Origin of the sequence: Pseudomonas sp. 2,4-D, assembly GCF_030418155.1 — a bacterium.
Lineage (GTDB): Bacteria > Pseudomonadota > Gammaproteobacteria > Pseudomonadales > Pseudomonadaceae > Aquipseudomonas > Aquipseudomonas alloputida.
In genome coordinates, this window is record NZ_JAUHUI010000007.1 from 91526 (window position 1) to 114787 (window position 23262).

Consider the following 23262-nt stretch of genomic DNA (forward strand, 5'->3'; position numbering starts at 1 on the left):
AAAGAGGGGAGGCCAGGCTGTACCGCAGCCTGTAGCCTCCCCGAGCGTTTCTGGACTAAGCATGAGAATACTGATCATTGGCCCCAGCTGGGTCGGCGACATGGTGATGGCGCAGACTCTGTTCCAGTGCCTGAAACAGCAGCACCCCGACTGCGTGATCGACGTGCTGGCCCCTGAATGGAGCCGGCCGATCCTCGAGCGCATGCCTGAGGTGCGTCAGGCCTTGAGCTTCCCGCTCGGCCACGGCGCGCTGGAGCTGGCCACGCGGCGGCGCATCGGCAAGTCCCTGGCCGGCCAGTACGACCAGGCCATCCTGCTGCCCAACTCGCTCAAGTCGGCGCTGGTGCCCTTTTTTGCCGGCATTCCCAAACGCACCGGCTGGCGTGGTGAAATGCGCTTCGGCCTGCTGAACGATGTGCGCAAGCTGGACAAGGCCCGCTATCCGCTGATGATCGAGCGCTTCATGGCCCTCGCTTACGCACCCGGCGCCGAGCTGCCGCAGCCATACCCGCGCCCCAACCTGCAGATCGAAGCGCAAAGCCGTGACGCCGCCCTGGCCAAGTTCGGCCTGGAACTGGACCGTCCGGTACTGGCGCTGTGCCCTGGCGCCGAGTTTGGCGAAGCCAAGCGCTGGCCGGCAGAGCACTATGCCGCTGTGGCCGATGCGATGATTCGCCAAGGCTGGCAAGTGTGGCTTTTTGGCTCGAAGAACGATCACCCGGTCGGTGAGCAGATCCGCGACCGGCTGATTCCGGGGCTCCGTGAAGAGTCGTCCAACCTGGCCGGTGAGACCTCGCTGGCCGAGGCCATCGACCTGATGTCCTGCGCCCATGCCGTGGTGTCCAACGACTCCGGCCTGATGCACGTGGCCGCTGCGCTGAACCGTCCGTTGGTGGCGGTGTACGGCTCGACTTCACCCGGCTTTACCCCACCGTTGGCTGAACAGGTGGAAGTGGTGCGCACCGGTATCGAGTGCAGCCCGTGCTTTGACCGCACCTGTCGCTTCGGCCATTACAATTGCCTGCGTCTGCTGGAACCGGGCAAAGTGATTGCCGCCCTGCACAGCCTCAGCGGACCGGACCTGATCGATACCGTGGCCGAGGTCGACTAAGTGCGGGTACTGATCATCAAGACCTCGTCGCTGGGGGATGTCATCCACACCCTGCCGGCGCTTACCGATGCCGCCCATGCCATTCCCGGCATCCGTTTCGATTGGGTGGTGGAAGAAGGCTTCGCTGAAATCCCCAGTTGGCACCCCGCGGTCGACCAGGTCATCCCGGTGGCGATCCGTCGCTGGCGCAAGAACCTCTGGCAAACCATCAAGAGTGGCGAGTGGAAGGCGTTCAAGCAGCGCGTGCGCGAGCGCAAGTACGACCTAGTGATCGACGCCCAGGGCCTGGTCAAGTCGGCCTGGTTGACCCGTTACGTGAAGGCACCCGTAGCCGGCCTGGACCGCTACTCGGCGCGCGAAGGCTGGGCCAGCCGCTTCTACGACCGGCCTCTGTCGGTCGCTACCGGCCAGCACGCGGTGGAGCGGGTACGCCAACTGTTTGCCATGGCCCTGGCCTATGACCTGCCAGAAGGCATCGGCAACTACGGCCTGGACCTCGACCGCCTGCAACTGCCGCCGGCCGCGCCCTATGTGGTGTTCCTGCATGGCACCACCTGGGCGACCAAGCATTGGCCCGAAGCCTACTGGCGCGAACTGGCCGAGCGCATGGGCCGGCGCAAGCTGGAAGTGCGCCTGCCTTGGGGTAATCCGGCTGAGAAGGCGCGGGCCGAGCGAATTGCCCAAGGCTTGAACAACTGCCAGGTGCTCCCCAAATTGAACCTTGCCGGCGTCGCTCGTGTTCTGGCGGCGGCAAAGGCCTGCGTGGCGGTCGATACCGGCCTTGGCCACCTGGCGGCGGCACTCGATGTGCCCACCATTTCGCTGTTTGGCCCAACCAACCCGGGCCTGACTGGCGCCTACGGACGGACCCAGATTCACCAGGCCAGTGACTGGCCTTGCGCTCCCTGCCTGCAGAAGAAGTGCACCTACAAACCGCGCGCCGATGACCTGGCCCGGTTCGATCTGAAACGCGAGTGGCCGCTGTGCTTCACTCGCCTGAATCCCGAGCATGTGGCGAGCCGTTTGAGCGCGTTGCTGCTGGCTGAGGATGTCCGTTGATGCAACTGGCTTTCGTGCTTTACAAATATTTCCCCTTCGGCGGGCTGCAGCGCGATTTCATGCGCATTGCCCTGGAATGCCAGAAGCGGGGCCACCAGATCCGTGTGTATACGCTGATCTGGGAGGGTGACATTCCGCCGGGCTTCGAAGTGCTGGTGGCGCCGGTGAAGGCGATTTTCAACCACCGCCGCAACGAGAAGCTCAGCGCCTGGATGGCCGCCGACCTGGCCAAGCGCCCGGTCGACCGCCTGATCGGCTTCAACAAGATGCCAGGGCTGGACGTGTACTACGCCGCCGACGGCTGCTTCGAGGACAAGGCGCAGACCCTGCGCGGTGGCTTGTACCGTCGCTGGGGCCGCTATCGGCACTTTGCCGAGTACGAGCGTGCGGTGTTCGCCAAGGACGCCCATACCGAAGTGCTGATGATTTCCGAAGTGCAGCAGCCGCTGTTCATCAAGCATTACGGCACCCCGGTAGAACGCTTCCACCTGCTGCCGCCAGGCATTTCCCAGGATCGCCGTGCGCCGGCCAATGCCGCCGAGATCCGCGCTGAGTTCCGCAAGGAATTCAACCTGGGCGATGACGACCTGCTGCTGGTGCAGATTGGTTCAGGCTTCAAGACCAAAGGCTTGGACCGAAGCCTCAAGGCACTGGCTGCGCTGCCGTCGGCCCTGCGCAAACGCACCAGGCTGATGGTGATCGGCCAAGACGACCCCAAGGTATTCCAGCTGCAAAGCGCTACCCTGGGCCTGGGCGACCAAGTGCAGTTCCTCAAGGGCCGCAGCGACATCCCGCGCTTCCTGCTGGGCGCCGACCTGCTGATTCACCCGGCGTACAACGAGAATACCGGTACGGTGCTGCTCGAAGCATTGGTCGCCGGCTTGCCGGTGCTGGTGTCCAAGGTGTGCGGTTATGCCCACTACATTGCCGAGGCCGACAGCGGCCTGGTGCTGGACGAGCCGTTCGAACAAGACCAGCTCAACGGCTATCTGCAGCGCATGCTCGAAGACCCGCAGGCGCGTGCCAGCTGGTCGCGCAATGGCCTGGCGTTTGCTGATAGCGCCGATCTGTACAGCATGCCGCAGCATGCTGCCGACGTGATCCTGGGGCAAAAAACCGCATGAAGCTGATATTGGCCGAACCCTTCAAACGCCTGTGGGCCGGGCGTGATGCATTCGACGCCGTGGAGGCGCTGCAAGGCGAGGTCTATCGCGAGCTGGAAGGGCGCCGCACGCTGCGCACCGAAGTGGCTGGCGAGGGCTTTTTCGTCAAGATCCACCGTGGCATCGGCTGGGGCGAGATCTTCAAGAACCTGTTCACCGCCAAGTTGCCGGTGCTCGGAGCCGGCCAGGAATGGCGGGCGATCCAACGCCTGCATGAAGTGGGCGTGCCGACAATGACCGCAGTCGCCTACGGCGAGCGCGGCAATAACCCGGCCGCGCAGCACTCGTTCATCATCACCGAAGAGCTGGCGCCGACCATCAGCCTGGAAGACTTCAGCATCGACTGGGTCAAACAGCCGCCCGAGCCGCGCCTGAAGCGTGCACTTATCGCCGAGGTGGCGAAGATGACCGGCGGCATGCACCGCGCCGGGGTCAACCACCGCGATTGCTACATCTGCCATTTCCTGCTGCACACCGACCGACCGGTGACGGCGGATGACTTCAAGCTGTCGGTGATCGACCTGCACCGCGCGCAAACCCGTGCCAGAATCAGCCGCCGCTGGCGCGACAAAGACCTGGCTGCGCTGTACTTTTCGGCCCTGGACATCGGCCTGACCCAACGCGACAAGCTGCGCTTCCTGCGCGGTTACTTCCAGCGTCCGCTGCGGCAGGTGCTGAAGGACGAAGCCGCGCTGCTCGCCTGGCTGGAGCGCAAGGCCCAGAAACTCTACGATCGCAAGCAACGCTATGGGGATGCACTCTGATGGCGAGTTGGACACTGGCGCCGGGGTACGAACACCTGGCGGCGGACTTCGGCAGCCTCGACGCGGTGTTCGCCCTCCAGGGCGAACGGCTGACCCGCGACCCGCTCAGTGAGGTGGTACGCATCGAGCGTGACGGGATCAACTACTACGTCAAGCGCTACACCGGGGCCGGCAAGCACATGCGCCGGTACCTGGGACGGCCACGCATCAAGGCCGAATGGCAAAACCTCAAGCAGTTCGCCAAATGGGGTATCCCCACTGCCGAAGTCGTGGCCTGGGGCCTGGAGCGCAACGGCCTGGCCTTTGGCCGTGGCGCGATGATCACCCGTGAACTGCCGCGCACCGAAGACCTGTCGGCCCTGGCCGAACACAACGATGCGCGCTTGGCCGACCGCGCCTGGGTTGACCATGTCAGCCGTCAACTGGCGCGCCATACCCGGGTCATGCACGAACACCGCTTTGCCCATAACGACCTGAAGTGGCGCAACCTGCTGGTCGATGACCAAGGCACGCTATTCTTCATCGACTGCCCCACCGGCGACTTCTGGCGCGGTTTCATGTGGCGCCACCGGATGATCAAGGACCTGGCATGCCTGGACAAAGTGGCCAAATACCACCTGTCAGCTACTCAGCGTCTGCGCTTCTATCTGCAATACCGTGGCCGCGACCGCCTGAATGTGCGTGACAAGAAGCGCATTCATCGGGTACTGGGCTTTTTCGAGGGAAGGGAATGACCGATTACCTGGCCAGCGCGGACCTCGCGCTGCTCAAGCGCCATGGCCTGGACAACTTCGAGGCGCTGTGGGCACTGCAACTTGATGCTGTGGACGAACCCAACACCGGCCGTGGTGGCTGGAGCAGCGTCTTCCGTCTGGAACTCGAAGGCAAGGGCTACTACCTCAAGCGCCAGAGCGACTACCTGACCCGTACCTTGCACCGGCCGTTCGGCGAGCCCACCTTCGCCCGCGAATTCCGCAACATCAGTCGCTACCAGAGGCTGCACATTCCGGCATTGCAGGCGGTGTTCTACGGCGAGCGCAAGCAGGGCGGCAAGCACCGGGCCATCCTGATGACCCGCGCTCTGGACGAGTGGGCCGACCTCGACAGCCTGCTGGCGCAGTGGCCGCGGTTGGGTGAAGCCGAGCGCACTGGCATCCTGCAGGCCTGTGGTCAGCTGGCGCGTACCCTGCACAGCGCCGGCCAGGTGCATGGCTGCTTCTACCCCAAGCACATTTTCCTGCGTCAACGCCGCGAGGGTTGGGACGCGCAATTGATCGACCTGGAAAAGACCCGGCCGCTGCTGTTCGGCATGCGTGACCGCCTCAAGGACCTGGAACCGCTGCTGCGCCGCGCGCAGGCCTGGCGCGTGCAGGATGTACGTACTTTGCTGGCTACCTACCTGGGGCAGCCGGCTGACGGCGCGCTGGTCGACACCTGGCTGCAACGGCTGACGCAACGCCGTCGTGAAAAAGAGGCCCGCTGATGCGTTTGTCTGAACTGAAGGATGCCGGGCGCAGCCCGGCGCTGCCCCTGAGTATCACGTTGGTTGATGCCGCCGGCAGCGCCGACTTGCAATTGCTCAGCCTGCTGCGCGTGCTGCCGGGCCAGCGTTATGTGGGCGCTGGTGTCTGGCGTGGCACACCGGTGCTGGCGAAGTTGCTGGTCGGGGGTAACGCCGCGCGGCATTTCCAGCGCGAACTGCAGGGTGTGAAGTTGCTGGCCGAACAAGGCCTGACCACACCGACGCTACTGGCCGACGGCCTCAAGGAAGGCGAGGGCGGCTGGCTGCTGTTCGAGTTCCTTGACGGTGCCCAAAGCCTGGCCGATGCCTGGGCCGCAGTGGAAAACCTGCCTGTGCTGGCGGACGAGCAGCACCTGGTACTGGGCGAAGCGCTCACGGCTGTGGCGCACATGCACGCCCGAGGCCTTTGGCAGGAAGACCTGCACCTGGACAACCTGCTGCGCCATGCCGGCAAGCTGTACCTGATCGACGGTGCGGGCATCAGGGCGGAAACACCCGGTCAGCAGTTGTCGCGTCCACGGGTGCTGGAAAACCTCGGCGTGTTCTTCGCCCAGTTGCCCAAGCGCCTGGAGCCGTTCATCGAAGAGCTGCTGGTGCATTACCTGCTGGCCAATGCCGAGCATGCGTTGCCGCTGGAAGCGCTGCAGAAACAGGTGGACAAGGTGCGCAACTGGCGCCAGAAGGACTATCTGGACAAGGCTGGCCGCGAGTGCAGCCTGTTCAGCGTCCAGCGCACCCTCTCGGGCTTGCAGGCGATCCGTCGCAGTGAGGTCCAGGCCATGCAGCCTGTACTGGAGCAGGCCGATGCGCTGATCGACAAGGGCCATTTGTACAAGACCGGTGGCGCTGCCAGCGTGGCGCGCATCGAGGTCAATGGTCGCCAGTTGGTGATCAAGCGCTATAACATCAAGAACACCGCACATTGGTTCAAGCGCTTCTGGCGCCCGAGCCGAGCCTGGCATTCCTGGATTGAAGGCCACCGCCTGGAATTCCTCGACATCGCCACGCCACGCCCCCTCGCGGTGCTGGAGCAGCGGGTGCTGGGCCTGCGCAGCCGTGCTTACCTGGTCACCGAGTTTGTCGACGGCCCGGACCTGACGGCATGCTTCGCGCCCTACGTCGAAAGCGGCGATGCGCCCGAGGAGCAGGTGGATGCCTTGGTGCACGTGATGCAGCAGCTGATTCGCGAACGCATCAGCCACGGCGACTTCAAAGGCCATAACCTGTTCTGGCACAACGGCCAGTGGTCGCTGATCGACCTCGATGCCATGTGCCAGCACGCCACCCAGCTCAGCTTCGCCCCGGCCTATGCCCGTGACCGGGCACGGCTGCTGCGCAACTGGCCCAATGGCAGTGCCTTGCATCAGCGGCTGGATCGGTTGTTGCCAAAACTGGTCGACTGAGGCCGCCGGTTCCGGCTGTCAGTGGGCCGGCGGTGGTTGATCTGGCAGTGTCAGCCAGTCACTGCTGCGCCCTGCCTGGCGAACGCGTATCAGCCACTGGCCGTTTTCGTGGCGCAGCACCGCCCACGGCACCACGCCGGCGTTGCTGGCAACGGCAATCTGCAAGTGGTAATGATCCGGCAGCAAGTGGCGGCGCACAGGCAACTGCCCGTTCTCGAGCGCCAGGTACAGCTGCTCGTCAGCCTGAAAAAGCCCTTGTTCGATGTTTACCGGCAAGCCGGCTACAGGCGTTTGCAGATAGCAGTCCTGCAGTAATTGCGTCAGGTCGGGCAGCCCGTCGTACCAGAGCACCGGTGAGTCGATGACCCACTGCCCGTCGGCTTTGCGCTTGAGCGGTTGCTGCAGATAGGCATCTGGCTGGTCAGGGTCGATGGCCCGCCAGCGGTAGCCGTCGAAGCTGACCTGGTAGTAGCGGTTGTTGCTGTCCTTGACGAAATACAGCGACAGCCCACCAAACGCCGAGCTTTGCTCGTATACACCCTCACCGTAGATACCGTCTATGCGATACCGGAGGCTGCTGCTGTCCGGTTGAGCCTGGAAGCGTGCGGGCAGCGGCAGTGGCGGTTGTTTGGGTATTCCGCGCAGGGACCGGCGTAGCACTCTGGAACCGAGAAAACTGGTACCTGCATCGTTGAGGTGGCTAAGCGCCTGATAGGAATGCCGCATCACCCCTTCAACATCCTCTTGGTTGAAGGCCTCGATGCCGTCCAGGATATCGATTGCCATGCGGCCAATCGACAGCACCAGCAACGCGCGGTTGGGCAGCAGCAGGCTGATGAAATCCAGCAAACGCCAGCTCAGCGCCATGACCGACTCCGCATTCACTTCGCTGGTCGTCATGCTGTCGGCATCGGCCTGGGCGATCAGCGCCCGGGCCTCGGCCATGTAGTAGTCGAAGAAAAGGTCGTCTTTGACCTCGGGCGTGGTCAAATGCGTGCTCAGGCGCCCCTTGTCCAGCAGCCGCTGCACCGTGGCGGCAGGGAGCAATGGCAGGCGCTGGGCTACGTATGCTCTCAACGCGGGCTGTTGGCGCAATGTGCGAAGTAGTTCGCGGGTTGTGCGAAAACGGCGCCAGGCCCTGCGATCCGGGGCATCCGGGGTGTACAGCACGCATGCCGGAGACTTGTAGGGGAGGCTGTTGAGCAGAAGCACGCCCTGCAGGGTATGGCCCATGATGTTCAACTGCCGAACAGTGACCGGGTAGCCTGCTACTGGCGCACGCAAGGCATTGTGTGGTTGGTCCAGCACTGCGCGCACCCAGTTGTAGCCATGTTCGAAAGGGTCTTCGCCAAAGTGTCCGGCGTAGCGCGCCTTGACTGCTTCAGCGTGCATGCGTGCACGGTTGACCTTGCTATGCGCAGTCAGGCGCCATTTGCCCGCTCTGGAACTGATGAGTTGGGTGTGCAGGTACTTTGCGTAGCTGTCACCCACGTTCAGTTCCCGGACCATGTGCTTGACATACTGCGGCGTGAGCCCGGCGGGCATGGCTTTGCCGTGGGCATGGATTACCCGGGCAGTCAGCCAGTAGTCGGTGTCGAACCACGGCAAGTTCTTGAGGGCGATCTCTTCGAGGGTGTTGATTTCCTCGACCATTTCCACCATCTCGTGGCCCACGCGTCGCATGCCTGCATAGGTGACATAGGATGAGAGGGCGAAGGGATGCATGATGGCGCCCGTGCGGCGGGCGCGTACGACGACGATCTTGATCTCGCGAGGATCTGTGTCGTACCCCAGGTCATGGCTCAGGCGCTCGCGAAGGCGTGCGTTGGCCCAGGCCAACAGGCTATTGCGTTGCTTGAAGTCGTTAAGGCTCAGCACTCCCGGGGCAGCAGCCTGCTCGGCGATTGCCACCAGCGTTTGCATGGCCTGCATCATATGGCTCAGGCCTTGCGCAGATGTATTGCGCAGCCAGTTGGGCAGATTCTTCTCAAGCAATTGGGAGTAGCGTGTTTGCAGGATGGGTTTGGCGCCGACTTCGGGCCATAGCGCCAGGGCTTTATGTATTCGGGTGTGCTGGTCGGGTGAGCCGTTGCTCCACAAGCTGGTGTCACTCAGGCGTTGGCGTTGGGTTTCTATCACACTGTCGATCTGGGCCTCCAGCAGGCTGTCGGCGTACCAGTCATAGCGCAGGCGCTGTGACCGGCGAGCGCGGTCCGCCTGCGTGTCAGTGTACAGATGCAGCAGCGGTCTGCTCTGGAGTGGGTCTTCCAGGCGTTCGCAAAGCTCCTGGTGCAGTGCGCCAAGGGAGTCGAAAGCCTCTATGCCTTGTGACAGGCTGCACAGCAAGGCAGCGCCTGCGGCATCCTGAGGCGTAAGCATATGGCCTTCGGCGGTACCGGCAACGATGATCAGTGTGCCTGGCAGGTAGCTTCGCCAGTTGGGCCTTAGGCCTTCCAGCAGAACGCGGTAGACCTGTGGCCTTTTGGCCAGGGGCATATGCCTGCGCTGGGAGGGGAGTGGCTGTTGCAGGCAGGCCCATAGTTGATCGGCTGAGCGGTAGCCCAAGGTCTCGTCGCCCAGGCGCAGTTCAACCTCGGCCAGCATCAGCGCCTTGCGCAGTGCCAGCAGTTTTTGTCTGGGGGTTTCACCATGCTCATCGGCCGTGGTCCAGAAGCTGGCCAGTTCGCCGTGCAGCCAGGTGCGTGTGTCGGGGTTGATGGGGTGTTGAAGGGCGAGGGTCGGAATGCCGTCGAGCAGGTCACCGATTTGTCGGTCGATCTGTTCCAGTTGTTCGAGGGGGCGCATGGGGTGGTTTCTTGGTTGAGGAAAACCCCATGCTTGGCAATACCTGCGGTTGCGGGGTGGTAGCGGGCTAGCGCCCCCGACGCCAGAGCAGCCCGCGCAGGCTCAGCAGGGCCGGCAGGCCCAGGCCTGCCCATGCCAGAACGTCCCAGCCACCGTCGCCGAGCAGTGCGGCGAACAGGCCCAGGAAGCCAAGCAGGGCAATCAACGCTGGCCAGGCGAAGAGGCGTGCAGTGGCTTGTGACCTGTGGCTCATGCGCGTGCCTCCCTGGGTTTGCGCTGCTTGCCCCACCACAGATAGAGGCCGCTGCCGAGCACGATGATTGTCAGCACGTCCAGTAACGCCCAGAGGATCTGCATCGGTCGCCCGCCGTAATCGCCGAAATGCAGTGGCTGCGACAGGCCCATGGCATCCATGTACCAGGGACGGTTGCCTACGGCAGTCACTGCAAGGGTGCGAGCATCGATCAGTACCGGCGTGAACAGGTGCGAACTCAGGTGGGTGGCACCGTTCATGAACACCGCATAGTGGTGCTCGCTGGAGAAACGCGTGCCAGGAAACGCGATGAAGTCCGGGCGCATGCCCGGCGCGGCCTGTTCGGCAATGTCCAGCAGGCGAGTGGCTGGGGCGCGCTCGACGAGCGGCGGGGCGTCGCGGTAGGGGGCAACCATCGCAGCCAGGCTGTCGTTGCGCCAGGCCGCGATGACCAGGTCGGACAGGGCGCTGATTACCCCGGTCACGCTCACCGTCAATGCCCAGGCCAGGGTGACCACCCCGATCAGGTTGTGCAGGTCGAGCCAGCGCAGGCGGCGGGATTTCTTGTGGCGTACGGTGCCGAATTCCAGGCGGCGCATGAATGGCGCATAGAGCACGGTGCCGGAGACAATCGCGACAATGAACAATACGCCCATGAAGGCCAGCAGCAGCTTGCCCGGCAGGCCTGCAAACATGTCCACATGCAGGCGCAGCATCACCATCATGAATCCACCATTGGCGGCCGGCATGGCCACCGCCTCGCCGGTGCGTGCATCGAGCATGAAGGTGTGCGACAGGTTGGGGTCGGTGCCGGCCGTGGCGGCGGTAATGGCGACCACGCCGTTGGGCTCGTCTTCATCGTAGCCGAAGTACTGCATGACCTCGCCGGGGCGATGTTGTTCGGCCTTGAGCACCAGTTGCTGCAGGTCGAGGTGCGGGGTGCCTGCCGGCATCTCACGCAGTTCAGGGGCGTCGCCTAGCAGGTGTTCGAGTTCGTGGTGGAAGATAAGGGGCAGGCCGGTGACTGCCAGCAACAGCAGGAACAGGGTACAGACCAGGCTGCTCCAGGTGTGGATCAAGGACCAGCGGCGGATGGTGGGGCTCTTCATCACGGTACCGATTGTTGTCGGTTGGAACCCGGGGCCGCAAGGCGACCCCAGCTCACTCAGAACTTGTAAGTGGCGCTGGCGACAACGCTGCGCTCATCGCCGTAGTAGCAGTAGTACGAGTCACAAGTAGAGAGGTAGTCCTTGTTCAGCAAGTTGGTGGCGGTGACTGCTACCGACGCGCCCTTCAGGCTGCCGTTCAGGCGACCCAGGTCGTAATGCACCGACCCGTCGAAGACGGTGTAGGCCTTGGCCTTGCCCAGGTAGGTATTGCCTTGGTCACCGTAGGTATTACCGGTATAACGCGCGCCCAGGCCGATGCCGAAGCCGTCGAGTACGCCTGAGTGCCAGGTGTAGTCGCCCCAGATGGACGCTTGCTGGTTAGGCATCAGTTGCAGGCGGTTACCTTTGAAATCGCCATCCTGCACCTCGGACTTGGCCAGGGTGTAGGCGGCAATGACCTTCAGGTTGTCGGTCACATCGGAAACCGCTTCCAGCTCAAGGCCGCGGACTTTCACTTCACCGGTCTGGCTGGTGATGGTCACACCACCGACCGTGTTGGTGACCGAGACGTTTTTCTGAGTCAGGTCGTACACGGCTGCCGACAACAGGGTGTTGGACCCCGGCGGCTGATACTTCACGCCCAGCTCCCACTGTTTGCCTTCGGTGGGCTTGAACGAGTCCGAGGCCGACACACTGGCATTGCTGGACGGCTGGAACGACTCGGCATAGGACAGGTACGGCACAAAGCCCGAGTCGAAAACATAGCTGATGGCTGCGTTGCCGCTGAACTTCTTGTCCCGCTGGGTATTGGTGGCATCGCCCTGGTTGAAGAACTTGGTGCCGGTGTGCACCCAGTCTTCACGACCGCCCAGGGTCAGGCGCCAGTTACCAAGCGCCATCTGGTCCTGCACGTACAGGCCGGTCTGACGGGTTTTCTGGTTGTAGTCGTAAAACGCGGTCGAGCGATCCGGGCGAGTGATCGGCAGCCCGTAGACCGGGTTGTTGACGTTGCTGTCCGGCACGTTGAAGTCGAAGATCGACAGGTAGTTGGTGTTGATGCGCTGGTGGTCCAGGCCGATCAACAGCGTGTGGTCGATATCCCCGGTAGCGAAGTCCGCCTGGAAGTTGTTGTCCACCGCGAACTGGCTGATGTCTTCATCGGTGTTGGTGGACATGCGGCTGACAGTGCCATCGTCCTGCACCGGCGGCGAGCTCTTGTTGTAGCTGCCAGGGGTGATGGTCTGGAACGACAGGTCCGACTTGGTGTAGCGCAGGTTCTGGCGGAATTGCCAGACGTCATTGATGCGGTGTTCGAAGGCGTAACCCAGCGCGTAGTAAGTGCGGTCGTAGAACTCGTAATCCGGGTCACCCAGGTTCTTGTGGTGCGAGATCTTGCCGAACGGCATGTCGATCTTGGTGCCCTGGATGGGCCGGAACTGGCTGGTGGCACCGGTATCGTCACGGGTGAACTGGGTCAGGAAGGTCAGCGTCGTGTCTTCGTCTATGTTCCAGGTCAGGCTTGGGGCAATGTTGTAGCGCTTGTTGTCAATGTGGTCAATTTGCGTGCCACTGTCACGGATAACGCCACTGACGCCATAGAGAAAGCGACCTTCATCGTCGATCTTGCCGGTGCTGGCGAAGTTGATCTGGCGATGGTTGTCGCTGCCGTATTGAAGCTCGATTTCGTGAGCGCTTTCCGCTTGCGGGCGGCGGCTGACCATGTCCAGCAGGCCGCCAGGTGGGGTCTGGCCGTAGATCGAAGAGGCCGGGCCGCGCAGCAGGGCGAGGCGGTCGAGGTTCCAGGTTTCGGCTTTCGGGTTGGCGTACACGCCGCGGGGCAGCGGCAGGCCATCGAGGAACTGCGTTGGCTCGAAGCCGCGCACGCGCATCCAGTCATAACGGGTGTCGCTGCCGAAGCTGGCGGAGACGATGCCTGGCATGTAGCGCACTGCATCATCCAGGCTGTGTACACCGCGGTCTTTCATTTGCTCGCGGGTGGCGACAGAGATGGAGCGGGGGACTTCTACAAGTGCCGTGTCAGTCTTGGTGCCAGCAGCGGTGCGCTTGGCCACGTAGCCTTCAACCGGGCCCCAGGCGCTTTCGCTGGTGCTGGTGGCATTCACGGTGGTTTCCGGCAAGGCCAGGGTGCCATCCGGCACGGCCACCAGGCTGTAGCTGCCCGCAGTGCTCTGCTGCAACTGCAGGCCGGTACCGCTCAGGGCGGCTTGCAGGGCGCCCAGGCCGTCGTATTGGCCGCTGACCGGGGCCGAGGTGCGGCCGCTGACCAGTGCCGGGTCGATGGCCAAGGCAATGCCGGCCTGGCTGGCGATCTGGTTGAGGGTGGTGGCCAGTGGCGCGCTGGGCAGGTTGTAGGCGCGCGAGGTGGATTGCTCGGCGGCGAACAAGGCAGGGCTGGTCAGCGGGGCAGCCAGGCCGATGGCCAGGGCCATCAGGCTGGGGCGCAGGATATGATCAACGGCACGGGACATGCGGCGGTTCCTCGACGGGTAAGTGCTTGCTGCTTCCTTGCCGAGCGAGATCTGAAAAGTGTCAGGGTGAATCTGAAAAATATTGAGAATTATTTAAAAGGGGGTTTGCCAGCACCGGCCTCTTCGCGGGTGAACCCGCTCCTACGACGACCCCGATGTGTGCCCACCACCGTGGTAGGAGCGGGTTTACCCGCGAATACGGTGGTGGCGGCAACGGTGAACGGCGGGTGGAAATTGGCCAGCAGGCCCGGCCTATTTGGAAGTGACGTTCACCCACCACTGGGTATGCCGCTCGATCTTCACCGGCAACGCTGGCACCAGTGAGGCGAGTGCCAGGTCGGTGTTGGTCAGCGGGAAGCTGCCGGTCACGCGCAGGTCGGCGACCTTGGCATCCACCCCGAGGTAGCCGCTGCGGTACTGGCCCAATGTGGCGAGCAGGTCGCCCAGCCGTACGTTGTCGACCACCAGCATGCCGCGGGTCCAGGCATCGGCACCGGCAGGCACCGTGCCAACCTCGCCGAGGCCGTTGGCGTTCATCAACACCTGCTGGCCTTCGCGCAGCACCTGTTCGTCGCCGCTGTCATGCGGCATGGCGGCGACCGAGGCCTGCAGCACTTCCAGGCGCGTACCGCCGGCTTCGCGGCGCACCAGGAAGCGCGTGCCCAGTGGCCGCAAGCGACCGTCTTCAGTGCGTACCAGCAGCGGGCGCGGGTCCTGGTGGCCGGTTTCGACCGAGATTTCGCCCTGGTGCAGCACGATCACCCGTTGCGCGCCGGCGTAGTCGATGTCCACGGCGGTGTGGGTGTTCAGGCTCAGCAGTGTGCCGTCTTCCAGGCGCAAGGTACGCAACTCTCCCGTGGCGGTGCGCTGGTCGGCCAACCAGTAGCTGGGTGCCAGCGACGGGGCGCCGACCCATGCCAGCAGCGCGCCGAGCAGAAACGTACCGGCCAGCCCGCCGCCAACCTTGCCAATGCGTCGCCGCAGGCTGGCGCGCGATTGCAGCAGCGCCTGGCGTGCCGGGCCAGCCGCCGCGCTAACGCGCTGGTCCATGGCGCCGAGCTGGCGCCAGGCACGTGCGTGCTCTTCGCTGGCGGCATGCCAGCGCATGAATTCACTGCGTTCATCAGGCGTGCCGCTGCTGTCGCCGAGGCTGAGTTTCCAGGCAATCGCGGCTTCCAGGACCCGGGACGAAACCGGGAGGTTGCTCACGTCGGCTCCCCGTACAAGGCCACGTAGCACTGGCGCATCCCTTGGGCGATGTACTGGCGCACCCGCGATACCGAAACGCCAAGGCGCTCGGCAATTTCGGCATGGCCCATGCCGTCCAGACGGCTGTGCAGAAACGCCGCGCGAGCCTTGCTCGACAGCTTGCCGAGCAGGCGGTCAATGGCTTTGAGGTCTTCAAGGATCAGGTGCTGCATTTCTGGCGAGGGCTGTTCAGCTTCAGGGATCAGTGCCAGCTCGGCCAGGTAGGCCTGCTCCAGCGCAGCGCGGCGGAAGTGGTCGAACATCAGCCCCTTGGCCACGGCGGCCAGAAACGCGCGGGGTTCGCGGGGGGTGTCCAGTTGCTCACGACCAAGCAGGCGCACGAAGGTGTCCTGGCTCAGGTCTTCAGCACGTTGGCGGCAGGCCATGCTGCGTTGCAGCCAGGCGAGCAGCCAGCCGCGGTGGTCGCGGTACAGCGCACCGACCAGATCGGCGTGTGGGCTTTGTGCAGAAGACAAGCAGCGTCCCCCCGGAACGAATGCATTAACTAACGATAATTATTCGCGATTGTTGCAGAGGGGAGGGGGTGGGTGCAATGGACGCTTATCGGATTGCCATCATGGAAAAGGCTGAAGGGTATGCCTTGGAATTTTCAGTGCCTATCCCTACAAACCATGACTCTGCATCTTGCGCCGTCGCCACCCGCGCAACCGTTGCTCCAGCTGCAGCGGGCTGTCCAGTTGCTGGCGCCGGGCCTGGCTGAAAAGGATCAGCGCCAGTTCTGCGGTCACCTGGGCATCGGCACTGGCATGATGGCGTTCTTCAACCTGCAAGCCAAACCGCGCTACCCAGTCATCCAGCCCGGCCTCGCGCAGCACTGTGTCGGGGTTGAGCATCGGCGCCAGTTCGGCAATATCGAGAAACGGCGACTGCAAGCGGTAACCCAGGCTCTCTTTCAGCGCACGGGCCAGCATGCGCTGGTCGAATGGCGCGTGAAACGCCAGCACCGGGCTGTTGCCAATGAAATCGAGCAAATCCAGCAGGGCCTCGGCCGGGTCGCAACCGGCAGCCAGGGCGCTGGGGCCCAAGCCGTGGATCAGTACGCTGGCGTTGGTCTTCTGCAAAGGGCGGTGCAATGTGCGTTCGAACTGCTGGGCAAAGTCGATGGCACCGTCTTCGATGGCCACCGCCCCGATCGACAGTACCTGATCACGGTTGGGGTTGAGCCCGCTGGTTTCCAGGTCCAGCACCACCCAGCGCTGCTCGCGCAGGGTACATACCCCCAGCGGCACGGGCTTGGGCAACCGGGCCAGGCGCTGGCGTGTGGTGTGGTCCAGCTCGGGCGCGCTGGGGCGCAGCCAGGCGAACAGGCTCACAACTGGTACCTCAAGGCCAGGCTGCTTTGCAGGCGCTGGGCCTGGCGCAGCGACTCGCGCAGGATGCGCCGGTCCAGGTGGTTGAGGCTGTCCGGGTCGAGCCGGTTGGAGTAAGGCAGGTTGTCGCGTATCTGGCGCTGGTGCTGCTGCATGCGGGTTTGCTGGATGAAGTGGTAGGCCTCTTCATAGGCGGCGCCGTCCAACGGTTCGATCACGCCCTTGGCTACCAGTTGGCGCAGGCGCTCCAGGGTATTGCAGGCAGCTATGCCATTGGCCAGAGCGAGCAAACGGGCACCATCCACGAAGGGCGTCAGGCCCTGGACCTTGAGGTCGAGAGTCGCCGCCTTGTCGTTGCCCTGGCGTGTCAGCACGAACTCGCGCAACCGGCCCACTGGCGGGCGTTGGCGCAGGGCGTTGTCAGCCATCATGCGCTGGAAGATGCGGTTGTCGGCTACCTGTGCCAGCAGGCCCTGGCGCAGTTGCTCGCAGCCTTGCTCGTCGCCCCACACTACCCGTAGGTCGAAGTAGATGCTCGAGCCCAGCAGGTTCTCCGGGCTGGCTTCGCGAACAAACCCGGCAAAGCGTCGCGCCCACTCGCTGCGCGACAGGCACAGTTCTGGGTTGCCGGCCATGACGTTACCCATGCACAGGGTAAAACCGCACTGGGCCAGGCACTGGTTGATGTATTGCGCCAGCGGCAGCAGGCGAGCGCGGATGGCGTCGGCCTCGGCGCTGTCGACTGCTTCGAAGAGGATGCCGTTGTCCTGGTCCGTGTGCAGGGTCTGCTCGCGTCGTCCTTCGCTGCCAAAGCACAGCCAGCTGAACGGCACGCCCGGGTCGCCACGTTCGGCCAGGGCCAGTTCGATGACTCGGCACACGGTATGGTCGTTGAGCAAGGTAATGATCTGGGTGATCTGCGTCGACGATGCGCCATGGGCCAGCATGCGTTCTACAAGCTGGCTGATTTCGCCCCGCAGTGAAACCAGCGTATCCAGGCGGGGCGCATGGCGTATGGTGCGTGCCAGGTGAACCAGATCGACCCGTTGCAGGGAAAACAGGTCGCGCTCGGAAACCACCCCGCACAGGCGCCGGTTCTCCACCAGGCATACATGGGCAATATGCCGCTCGGTCATGGCCATGGCGGCATCGAAGGCGCTGGCCTGGGGTGGGAGGTAGAACGGTTTGGCCGTCATGTGCCGGTCGATGGCGGCGCCCAGGTCTGCATCTATTGTCGCCACCACCTGGCGCAGGTCGCGCAAGGTGAAGATACCGATGGGGTAGCGCTGCGGGTCGACCACCACGATGCTGCCCACCTGTTGCTCGTGCATCAGCCGCACGGCTTCGCGCAGGGGCGTATTGGCGCTGCACACCACCGGGTGACGCATGGCCAGTTCACCCAGGGGGGTGTTCAGCGAGTATTGGGTGCCGAGGGTTTCCACAGCGCGCTGGCGTACTTGCTGATTGACCTGATCAAGCAGGCTGCTGACACCGCGCAGGGCAAAATCCCGAAACACTTCAGACATCGAGAACACGCGGATGAATGCGGCCTTGTTCAGTTGCAGGCAGAAGGTGTCTTCCCCGGCCAGGTGCTCGGTGCGGGTTGCTCGCTCACCCAGCAGGGCTGCCAGCGGGAAGCACTCGCCGCTGGTGATCTCGAACGTGGTCTCGACACCTGGTTTGGCCAGGTGCTGGCGCTCGCCAACCACGCGGCCCTGCTTGACGATGTAGAAGTGCTCGACCGGCCCGTCGGCAGGTTTGACGATGCTTTCACCGCAGGCGTAGAAGCGCAGCTGGCACTGCTCGACCAAGAAGGCCAGGTGGCTGTGCTCCATCTGGTTGAACGGCGGAAAGCGCTGCAGGAACTGCAATGTGCCTTGAATGTTTTGCAGTACCGCTGTCTTGCCCGCCTGGCTGTAGGCGTCCTTTTTGCTCATGAAACTGACCGTATCGCTATGCCGAACTATATATATCTATATATAGGTACCGGCCATGTTGTTCTCTGCCTCCATGGTCGGCTTGCGGCGGGGTGGTGCCCATTGGACGTAAGTCTATGAGCGCCCTTGTCAAAGACCCGACGAAAGGCGAAACGGGTTACGCGAGTAATGCGGTCCTAATGCTGAAGCGGAATTTTTTTGACGAGATGAGCATGCCTGAGCACACCGACATCCTGAGCGACGCCGAGCGCGAGGCCTTGGCTGTGATAAACCAAAATGCGCCTGTGGCAGCCAGACCGTTGGTGCTGGTGGTGGATGACAACGCGGTTAACCGCGAGGCGCTGATTCTGTACCTGAAAAGCCGGGGCATCGATGCGGTGGGGGCGGATGGGGCCGAGGAAGCCAGGTTGTACCTGCACTATCAGAAGCGTATTGGTTTGATGATTACCGATTTACGCATGCAGCCTGAAAGTGGATTGGACTTGATCAGGACGATTCGTGCGTCGGAGCGGGCGGCGTTGTCGATCATTGTGGTGTCGGGCGACACCGATGTGGAAGAGGCAGTGGATGTGATGCACCTGGGGGTGGTGGACTTCCTGCTCAAGCCGGTGGATCTGGGCAAGCTGTTGGAGCTGGTGAACAAAGAACTGAAAATTGGATGATGCGCAGGGGGGACCGTAAAACGGCCCCCCTGGCGCAGATGCTGCTTACAACCCGTTACGCGCCTTGAACTCGCGGCGACGGCGGTGCAGTACCGGCTCGGTATAACCGTTCGGTTGCTTGCCACCTTCCACTACCAGTTCCACAGCCGCCTGGAACGCCACGTTGTCGTCGAAATTCGGCTCCATCGGGCGGTACAGGGGGTCGCCAGCGTTCTGCTGATCGACCACCACGGCCATGCGCTTGAGGCTTTCCAGCACCTGTTCCTGGCTGACCACGCCGTGGCGCAGCCAGTTGGCCAGCAGCTGGGCGGAGATGCGCAGGGTGGCACGGTCTTCCATCAGGCCGACGTTGTTGATGTCCGGCACCTTCGAGCAACCCACGCCCTGGTCGATCCAGCGCACCACGTAGCCGAGAATGCCCTGGGCGTTGTTGTCCAGCTCGTTGCGGATCTCTTCGGCCGACCAGTTGGTGTCGGCAGCCAGCGGAATGGCCAGAATGTCATCCACCGACGCCGGGGTACGTGAAGCCAGTTCACGCTGGCGCGCCTGTACGTCCACCTTGTGGTAGTGCAGGGCGTGCAGGGTGGCGGCAGTTGGCGACGGTACCCAGGCGGTGTTGGCACCGGCCAGTGGGTGGGCGATCTTCTGCTCGAGCATGGCGGCCATCAGGTCAGGCATGGCCCACATGCCTTTGCCGATCTGCGCACGGCCTTGCAGGCCGGTGGCCAGGCCAACGTCGACGTTGTTGTTTTCGTAGGCGCCGATCCACTTCTCGTTCTTCATGGCACCTTTGCGCACCACGGCGCCGGCTTCCATCGAGGTGTGGATTTCATCGCCAGTGCGGTCAAGGAAGCCGGTATTGATGAACGCCACGCGCTCGGCGGCTGCCTTGATGCAGGATTTGAGGTTGACCGTGGTACGGCGTTCCTCGTCCATGATGCCGACCTTGACGGTGTTGCGCGGCATGCCCAGCAGGTCTTCGACCTGGCTGAAGATCTCGGCGGCGAAGGCCACTTCCTCAGGGCCGTGCATCTTCGGCTTGACGATGTACACGCTGCCGCTGCGGGTATTCTTGCGGCTAGTGTTACCGTTGAGATTGTGCAGGGCGATCAGGTTGGTGAACAGCCCGTCCTGGATACCTTCGGGGATTTCGTTGCCCTGGGCATCGAGGATCGCCGGGTTGGTCATCAGGTGGCCAACGTTGCGCACGAACAGCAACGAACGACCGTGCAGGGTCACGCTGCCGCCGTTAGGCGCAGCGTACTCGCGGTCCGGGTTCATGGTGCGGGTGAAGGTTTTGCCACCCTTGCTCACGCTTTCGGCCAGGTCGCCTTTCATCAAGCCCAGCCAGTTGCGGTAGACGATGACTTTGTCGTCAGCGTCGACGGCTGCAACCGAGTCTTCGCAGTCCATGATGGTGGTCAGTGCCGACTCCATCAGGATGTCTTTGACGCCAGCGGCGTCGGTGCTGCCGACCGGGGTGCTGGCATCGACCTGGATTTCGAAGTGCAGGCCGTTGTGCTTGAGCAGCACAGCAGTGGGCGCGGCGGCGTCGCCGTGGAAGCCAATCAGTTGCGCATCGTCGCGTAGGCCAGTGTTGCTGCCGCCTTTCAGGGCAACAACCAGCTTGCCGCCTTCGATGCGATAGCCCGTGGAGTCGACGTGCGAGCCGGCGGCCAGTGGCGCGGCTTCGTCGAGGAAGGCGCGGGCGAAGGCGATGACCTTGTCGCCGCGTATCTTGTTGTAACCCTGGCCTTTTTCGGCGCCGCCTTCATCGCTGATGGCGTCGGTGCCGTACAGGGCATCGTACAGCGAACCCCAGCGGGCGTTGGCGGCGTTCAGGGCGAAGCGGGCGTTCATCACCGGCACGACCAGTTGTGGACCGGCCATGTGGGCGATTTCTTCGTCCACATTCTGGGTGGTGGCCTGGAAATCGTCGGCTTGTGGCAGCAGGTAGCCGATTTCCTGGAGGAATGCTTTGTAGGCTGCGGCGTCGTGGGCCTGGCCTTTGCGTGCCTGGTGCCAGGCGTCGATCTTGGCTTGCAGCTCGTCGCGCTTGGCGAGCAGGGCTTTGTTCTTTGGAGCGAGGTCATTGATGATCTTCTCTGCACCCGCCCAGAACTGCTCGGCGACGATGCCGGTCCCGGGGATGGCTTCGTTGTTCACGAAGTCGTACAGGACCTTGGCGACCTGAAGGCCACCGACTTGAACGTATCCAGTCATTGCTTGCCTCACTCTGCTCAGCTATTTCGCTCTTCTGTATTAAGCCTGTAGCGCTTCTCTAAACACGGCACCAGTGCATGCCTCCGGGGTTGCTCGGGGGCGGCTGGGTGCGGCCTGCCAGACAGGCTGGCGGGCAGTGTGCGTATTTTCACAGGCGCCTTGGCAGACATCCAAACGACGTTTTGTAGTCCGCGCCACGGGATACTACATGAAGCAGTAGGCGGGGCAAAATCAGACTAAAAGCGCCGTTATGCGACCCGTTGGTCGCGTATGGTCACGCTGGGAGTAGGTATGTTCGCAAAAAACAGGTGGATTGTTCCAGATAAATCTTGAAACAGTACACGATTGGCTGTGCAGATTGCCCTGCGGCAGGTTGCCGCGCCTTGCCTATACTGACTCGATCCCCTGATTTTCTGCCGCCCGGCGCGGTCCGACACGAGGAAGGGCTTGTGGATCATCTTGTACTGACTGTAATTGCCCCTGACAAGGCCGGCCAGGTCGAACGTATTGCCCAGTGCATTGCCGACCACAGTGGTAACTGGCTGGAAAGCCGCATGTCGCGTATGGCCGGGCAGTTTGCTGGGATTCTGCGGGTGGCGGTGCCGGCAGAGAATTACGCCGAGCTTGTGGCCTCGCTGCAGGGGCTGGCCAGGTATGACATTCGCGTGCTGATTGCCGAGAGCGGGATCGAGCCGTCGTGCACCTGGAGGCCAATTGCCATGGAGCTGGTGGGTAACGACCGGCCGGGTATCGTGCGGGACATTACCCGCTTGCTGGCCGAGTTGCAGGTAAACGTCGAGCGGTTTTCCACAGAAGTGCGGCCGGCGCCGATGAGCAGTGAGCCGTTGTTCCACGCTGACGCGTTGCTGGCGCTGCCGCTGACCTTGCCGCTGGATGAACTGCAGCAGAAGCTAGAGAGCTTGGCGGATGACTTGATGGTGGAGTTGAAGCTGCGGGCAGAGGATTGAACAGAGGCTGCCGGGGCCGCTTTGCGGCCCAATCGCGACACAAGGCCGCTCCCTCAGGGTCCTGTGTACACCGGACAAATGTCGGTCTTGTGTCGCGAAGCGGCCATCTGCGGTTATCCCGATATCACGGGGAAGGCCCTGTGGATAACCTGGGGGTGTACCTCTCCAGCCCAGGTATCACGTGTCCTGTACTGTTTTGCTCAAAAAATGCCCAATTATCAGCGGCTTGTGCACAAAGCGCGGGGACGAGGGTGTGGATAACCTATGGAGATGTCTCTGCAGGCCAGGCGCTACATGACCTGCAGAGTTTTGATCGTTTTCTGATCAGCTACGTTTGCGCAAGTTCAGCCATGCATCGACGCTGTAAATCGCCAAACCTGCCCAAATGAACATGAAGGCCGCCAGGGTGCTCGACGACAAATGCTCGTCGAACAGCACTACGGCCTGCAACAGCACCAAGGTCGGCGCCAGGTACTGCAGGAAGCCCAGCGTGGTGTACGGCAGGTGCCGTGCGGCGGCGTTGAAGCATACCAGCGGCACCAGCGTCACCGGCCCGGCCGCCATCAGCCACAGCGCCTCGCTGCTGGTATAGAACGCGCCCTGGGCACTCATCGCTGCCGGGTGCAGTAGCAGCCAGCCAATGGCCAGCGGTACCAGCATCCAGGTTTCCACCACCAGGCCGGGCAGCGCAGCCACCGGCGCCTGCTTACGGATCAGCCCATAGAAGCCGAAGCTCAACGCCAGCACCAGCGACACCCACGGCAGGCTGCCCACTTGCCACACCTGCTGCGCCACACCCACGGCAGCCATGCCCACCGCCAGCCATTGCAGGCGGCGCAGGCGCTCACCAAGAATCAGCATGCCCAGCAGTACATTGATCAGCGGGTTGATGTAATAGCCCAGGCTGGCCTCGAGCATACGGCCGTTGTTCACCGACCACACGTAGGTCAGCCAGTTACCGGCGATCAGTGCCCCGCTCAGTGCCAGGATGCCCAGCCGGCGCGGGTTGTTGCGCAGTTCACGCCACCAGCCGGGGTGTTTCCACACCAGTAGCAGCAGCGAGCCGAACAGTGCTGACCAGAGCACCCGGTGGACAATGATCTCCACCGCCGGGACGCTCTGGATTGCCTTGAAGTAGAGGGGGAAAAGGCCCCAGATGATGTAGGCGCTCAAGCCCAGTATGTACCCGCGACGCGGGTTTGCGGCGTGCATGCA

Annotated in this window: 19 protein-coding genes; 9 read left to right on the forward strand and 10 right to left on the reverse strand. The window is 63.0% G+C overall.

The genetic code is table 11. The features are described from left to right. Positions 1–61: 61 nt before the first annotated feature. From waaF to QYE47_RS07970, 7 genes are read left to right on the forward strand one after another with little or no spacing between them, the layout of a single operon-like run. Complete coding sequence (gene waaF / locus QYE47_RS07940; protein ID WP_010951695.1) at positions 62–1111, forward strand: lipopolysaccharide heptosyltransferase II; 1050 nt, start codon at positions 62–64, stop codon at positions 1109–1111. After that, positions 1112–2170, forward strand: a complete 1059-nt coding sequence (waaC, locus tag QYE47_RS07945) for a lipopolysaccharide heptosyltransferase I (RefSeq protein WP_014589404.1) — start codon at positions 1112–1114, stop codon at positions 2168–2170. Then, positions 2170–3294, forward strand: a complete 1125-nt coding sequence (locus QYE47_RS07950) for a glycosyltransferase family 4 protein (protein WP_070383362.1) — start codon at positions 2170–2172, stop codon at positions 3292–3294. Before waaC ends, QYE47_RS07950 begins: the two co-directional genes overlap by 1 nt. Then, positions 3291–4097: a lipopolysaccharide core heptose(I) kinase RfaP gene (rfaP, locus tag QYE47_RS07955; protein ID WP_014589405.1), complete on the forward strand. Its 807-nt coding sequence runs from the start codon at positions 3291–3293 to the stop codon at positions 4095–4097. The genes QYE47_RS07950 and rfaP overlap by 4 nt, the downstream gene beginning before the upstream one ends. After that, positions 4097–4831 carry a lipopolysaccharide kinase InaA family protein gene (locus QYE47_RS07960; protein WP_014589406.1) on the forward strand — a complete coding sequence of 245 codons (735 nt, stop codon included), beginning with the start codon at positions 4097–4099 and terminating at the stop codon, positions 4829–4831. Before rfaP ends, QYE47_RS07960 begins: the two co-directional genes overlap by 1 nt. Continuing rightward, on the forward strand, positions 4828–5580 hold the full coding sequence (locus tag QYE47_RS07965) for a lipopolysaccharide kinase InaA family protein (RefSeq protein WP_070383363.1): 753 nt from the start codon (positions 4828–4830) through the stop codon (positions 5578–5580). The genes QYE47_RS07960 and QYE47_RS07965 overlap by 4 nt, the downstream gene beginning before the upstream one ends. Continuing rightward, positions 5580–7022, forward strand: coding sequence for a lipopolysaccharide kinase InaA family protein (locus QYE47_RS07970; RefSeq protein WP_014589408.1), 1443 nt, complete (start codon positions 5580–5582; stop codon positions 7020–7022). The genes QYE47_RS07965 and QYE47_RS07970 overlap by 1 nt, the downstream gene beginning before the upstream one ends. A gap of 18 nt (positions 7023–7040) precedes the next feature. On the opposite strand, the gene QYE47_RS07975 is transcribed toward QYE47_RS07970, so the two are convergent. From QYE47_RS07975 to QYE47_RS08010, 8 genes are all read right to left on the reverse strand, one after another. After that, complete coding sequence (locus QYE47_RS07975) at positions 7041–9827, reverse strand: DUF6543 domain-containing protein (RefSeq protein ID WP_014589409.1); 2787 nt, start codon at positions 9825–9827, stop codon at positions 7041–7043. A gap of 67 nt (positions 9828–9894) precedes the next feature. Next, a complete protein-coding gene (locus QYE47_RS07980) occupies positions 9895–10080 on the reverse strand; it encodes a hypothetical protein (RefSeq protein WP_011953272.1) in 186 nt (61 codons plus the stop codon). Continuing rightward, positions 10077–11189: a PepSY domain-containing protein gene (locus tag QYE47_RS07985; RefSeq protein WP_014589410.1), complete on the reverse strand. Its 1113-nt coding sequence runs from the start codon at positions 11187–11189 to the stop codon at positions 10077–10079. Before QYE47_RS07985 ends, QYE47_RS07980 begins: the two co-directional genes overlap by 4 nt. A gap of 56 nt (positions 11190–11245) precedes the next feature. After that, positions 11246–13678: a TonB-dependent siderophore receptor gene (locus QYE47_RS07990; protein ID WP_070383364.1), complete on the reverse strand. Its 2433-nt coding sequence runs from the start codon at positions 13676–13678 to the stop codon at positions 11246–11248. Positions 13679–13930: 252 nt separating this feature from the next. After that, complete coding sequence (locus QYE47_RS07995; protein WP_014589412.1) at positions 13931–14887, reverse strand: FecR domain-containing protein; 957 nt, start codon at positions 14885–14887, stop codon at positions 13931–13933. Further along, the gene (locus QYE47_RS08000) at positions 14884–15402 is read right to left on the reverse strand and encodes an RNA polymerase sigma factor (RefSeq protein ID WP_010951704.1); all 519 of its coding nucleotides are present in this window, start codon (positions 15400–15402) and stop codon (positions 14884–14886) included. Before QYE47_RS08000 ends, QYE47_RS07995 begins: the two co-directional genes overlap by 4 nt. Before the next feature lie 147 nt (positions 15403–15549). Then, positions 15550–16260 (reverse strand): PolC-type DNA polymerase III, encoded by a 711-nt coding sequence (locus tag QYE47_RS08005; protein WP_010951705.1) that lies wholly within the window; start codon positions 16258–16260, stop codon positions 15550–15552. Continuing rightward, on the reverse strand, positions 16257–18194 hold the full coding sequence (locus QYE47_RS08010; protein ID WP_014589414.1) for a putative nucleotidyltransferase substrate binding domain-containing protein: 1938 nt from the start codon (positions 18192–18194) through the stop codon (positions 16257–16259). Before QYE47_RS08010 ends, QYE47_RS08005 begins: the two co-directional genes overlap by 4 nt. A 116-nt stretch (positions 18195–18310) precedes the next feature. On the opposite strand from QYE47_RS08010, the gene QYE47_RS08015 reads away from it, so the two are divergent. Further along, positions 18311–18856, forward strand: a complete 546-nt coding sequence (locus QYE47_RS08015) for a response regulator (RefSeq protein ID WP_019437059.1) — start codon at positions 18311–18313, stop codon at positions 18854–18856. A 45-nt stretch (positions 18857–18901) separates the two neighbouring features. On the opposite strand, the gene QYE47_RS08020 is transcribed toward QYE47_RS08015, so the two are convergent. Beyond that, complete coding sequence (locus tag QYE47_RS08020; RefSeq protein ID WP_070383365.1) at positions 18902–21079, reverse strand: malate synthase G; 2178 nt, start codon at positions 21077–21079, stop codon at positions 18902–18904. Positions 21080–21528: 449 nt separating this feature from the next. On the opposite strand from QYE47_RS08020, the gene QYE47_RS08025 reads away from it, so the two are divergent. Then, entirely contained in the window at positions 21529–22047 is a 519-nt protein-coding gene (locus QYE47_RS08025; RefSeq protein ID WP_070383366.1) for an ACT domain-containing protein, read from the forward strand. A 324-nt stretch (positions 22048–22371) separates the two neighbouring features. On the opposite strand, the gene rarD is transcribed toward QYE47_RS08025, so the two are convergent. After that, a complete protein-coding gene (gene rarD / locus QYE47_RS08030; RefSeq protein ID WP_014589418.1) occupies positions 22372–23259 on the reverse strand; it encodes an EamA family transporter RarD in 888 nt (295 codons plus the stop codon). Between the last annotated feature and the right edge of the window lie 3 nt (positions 23260–23262).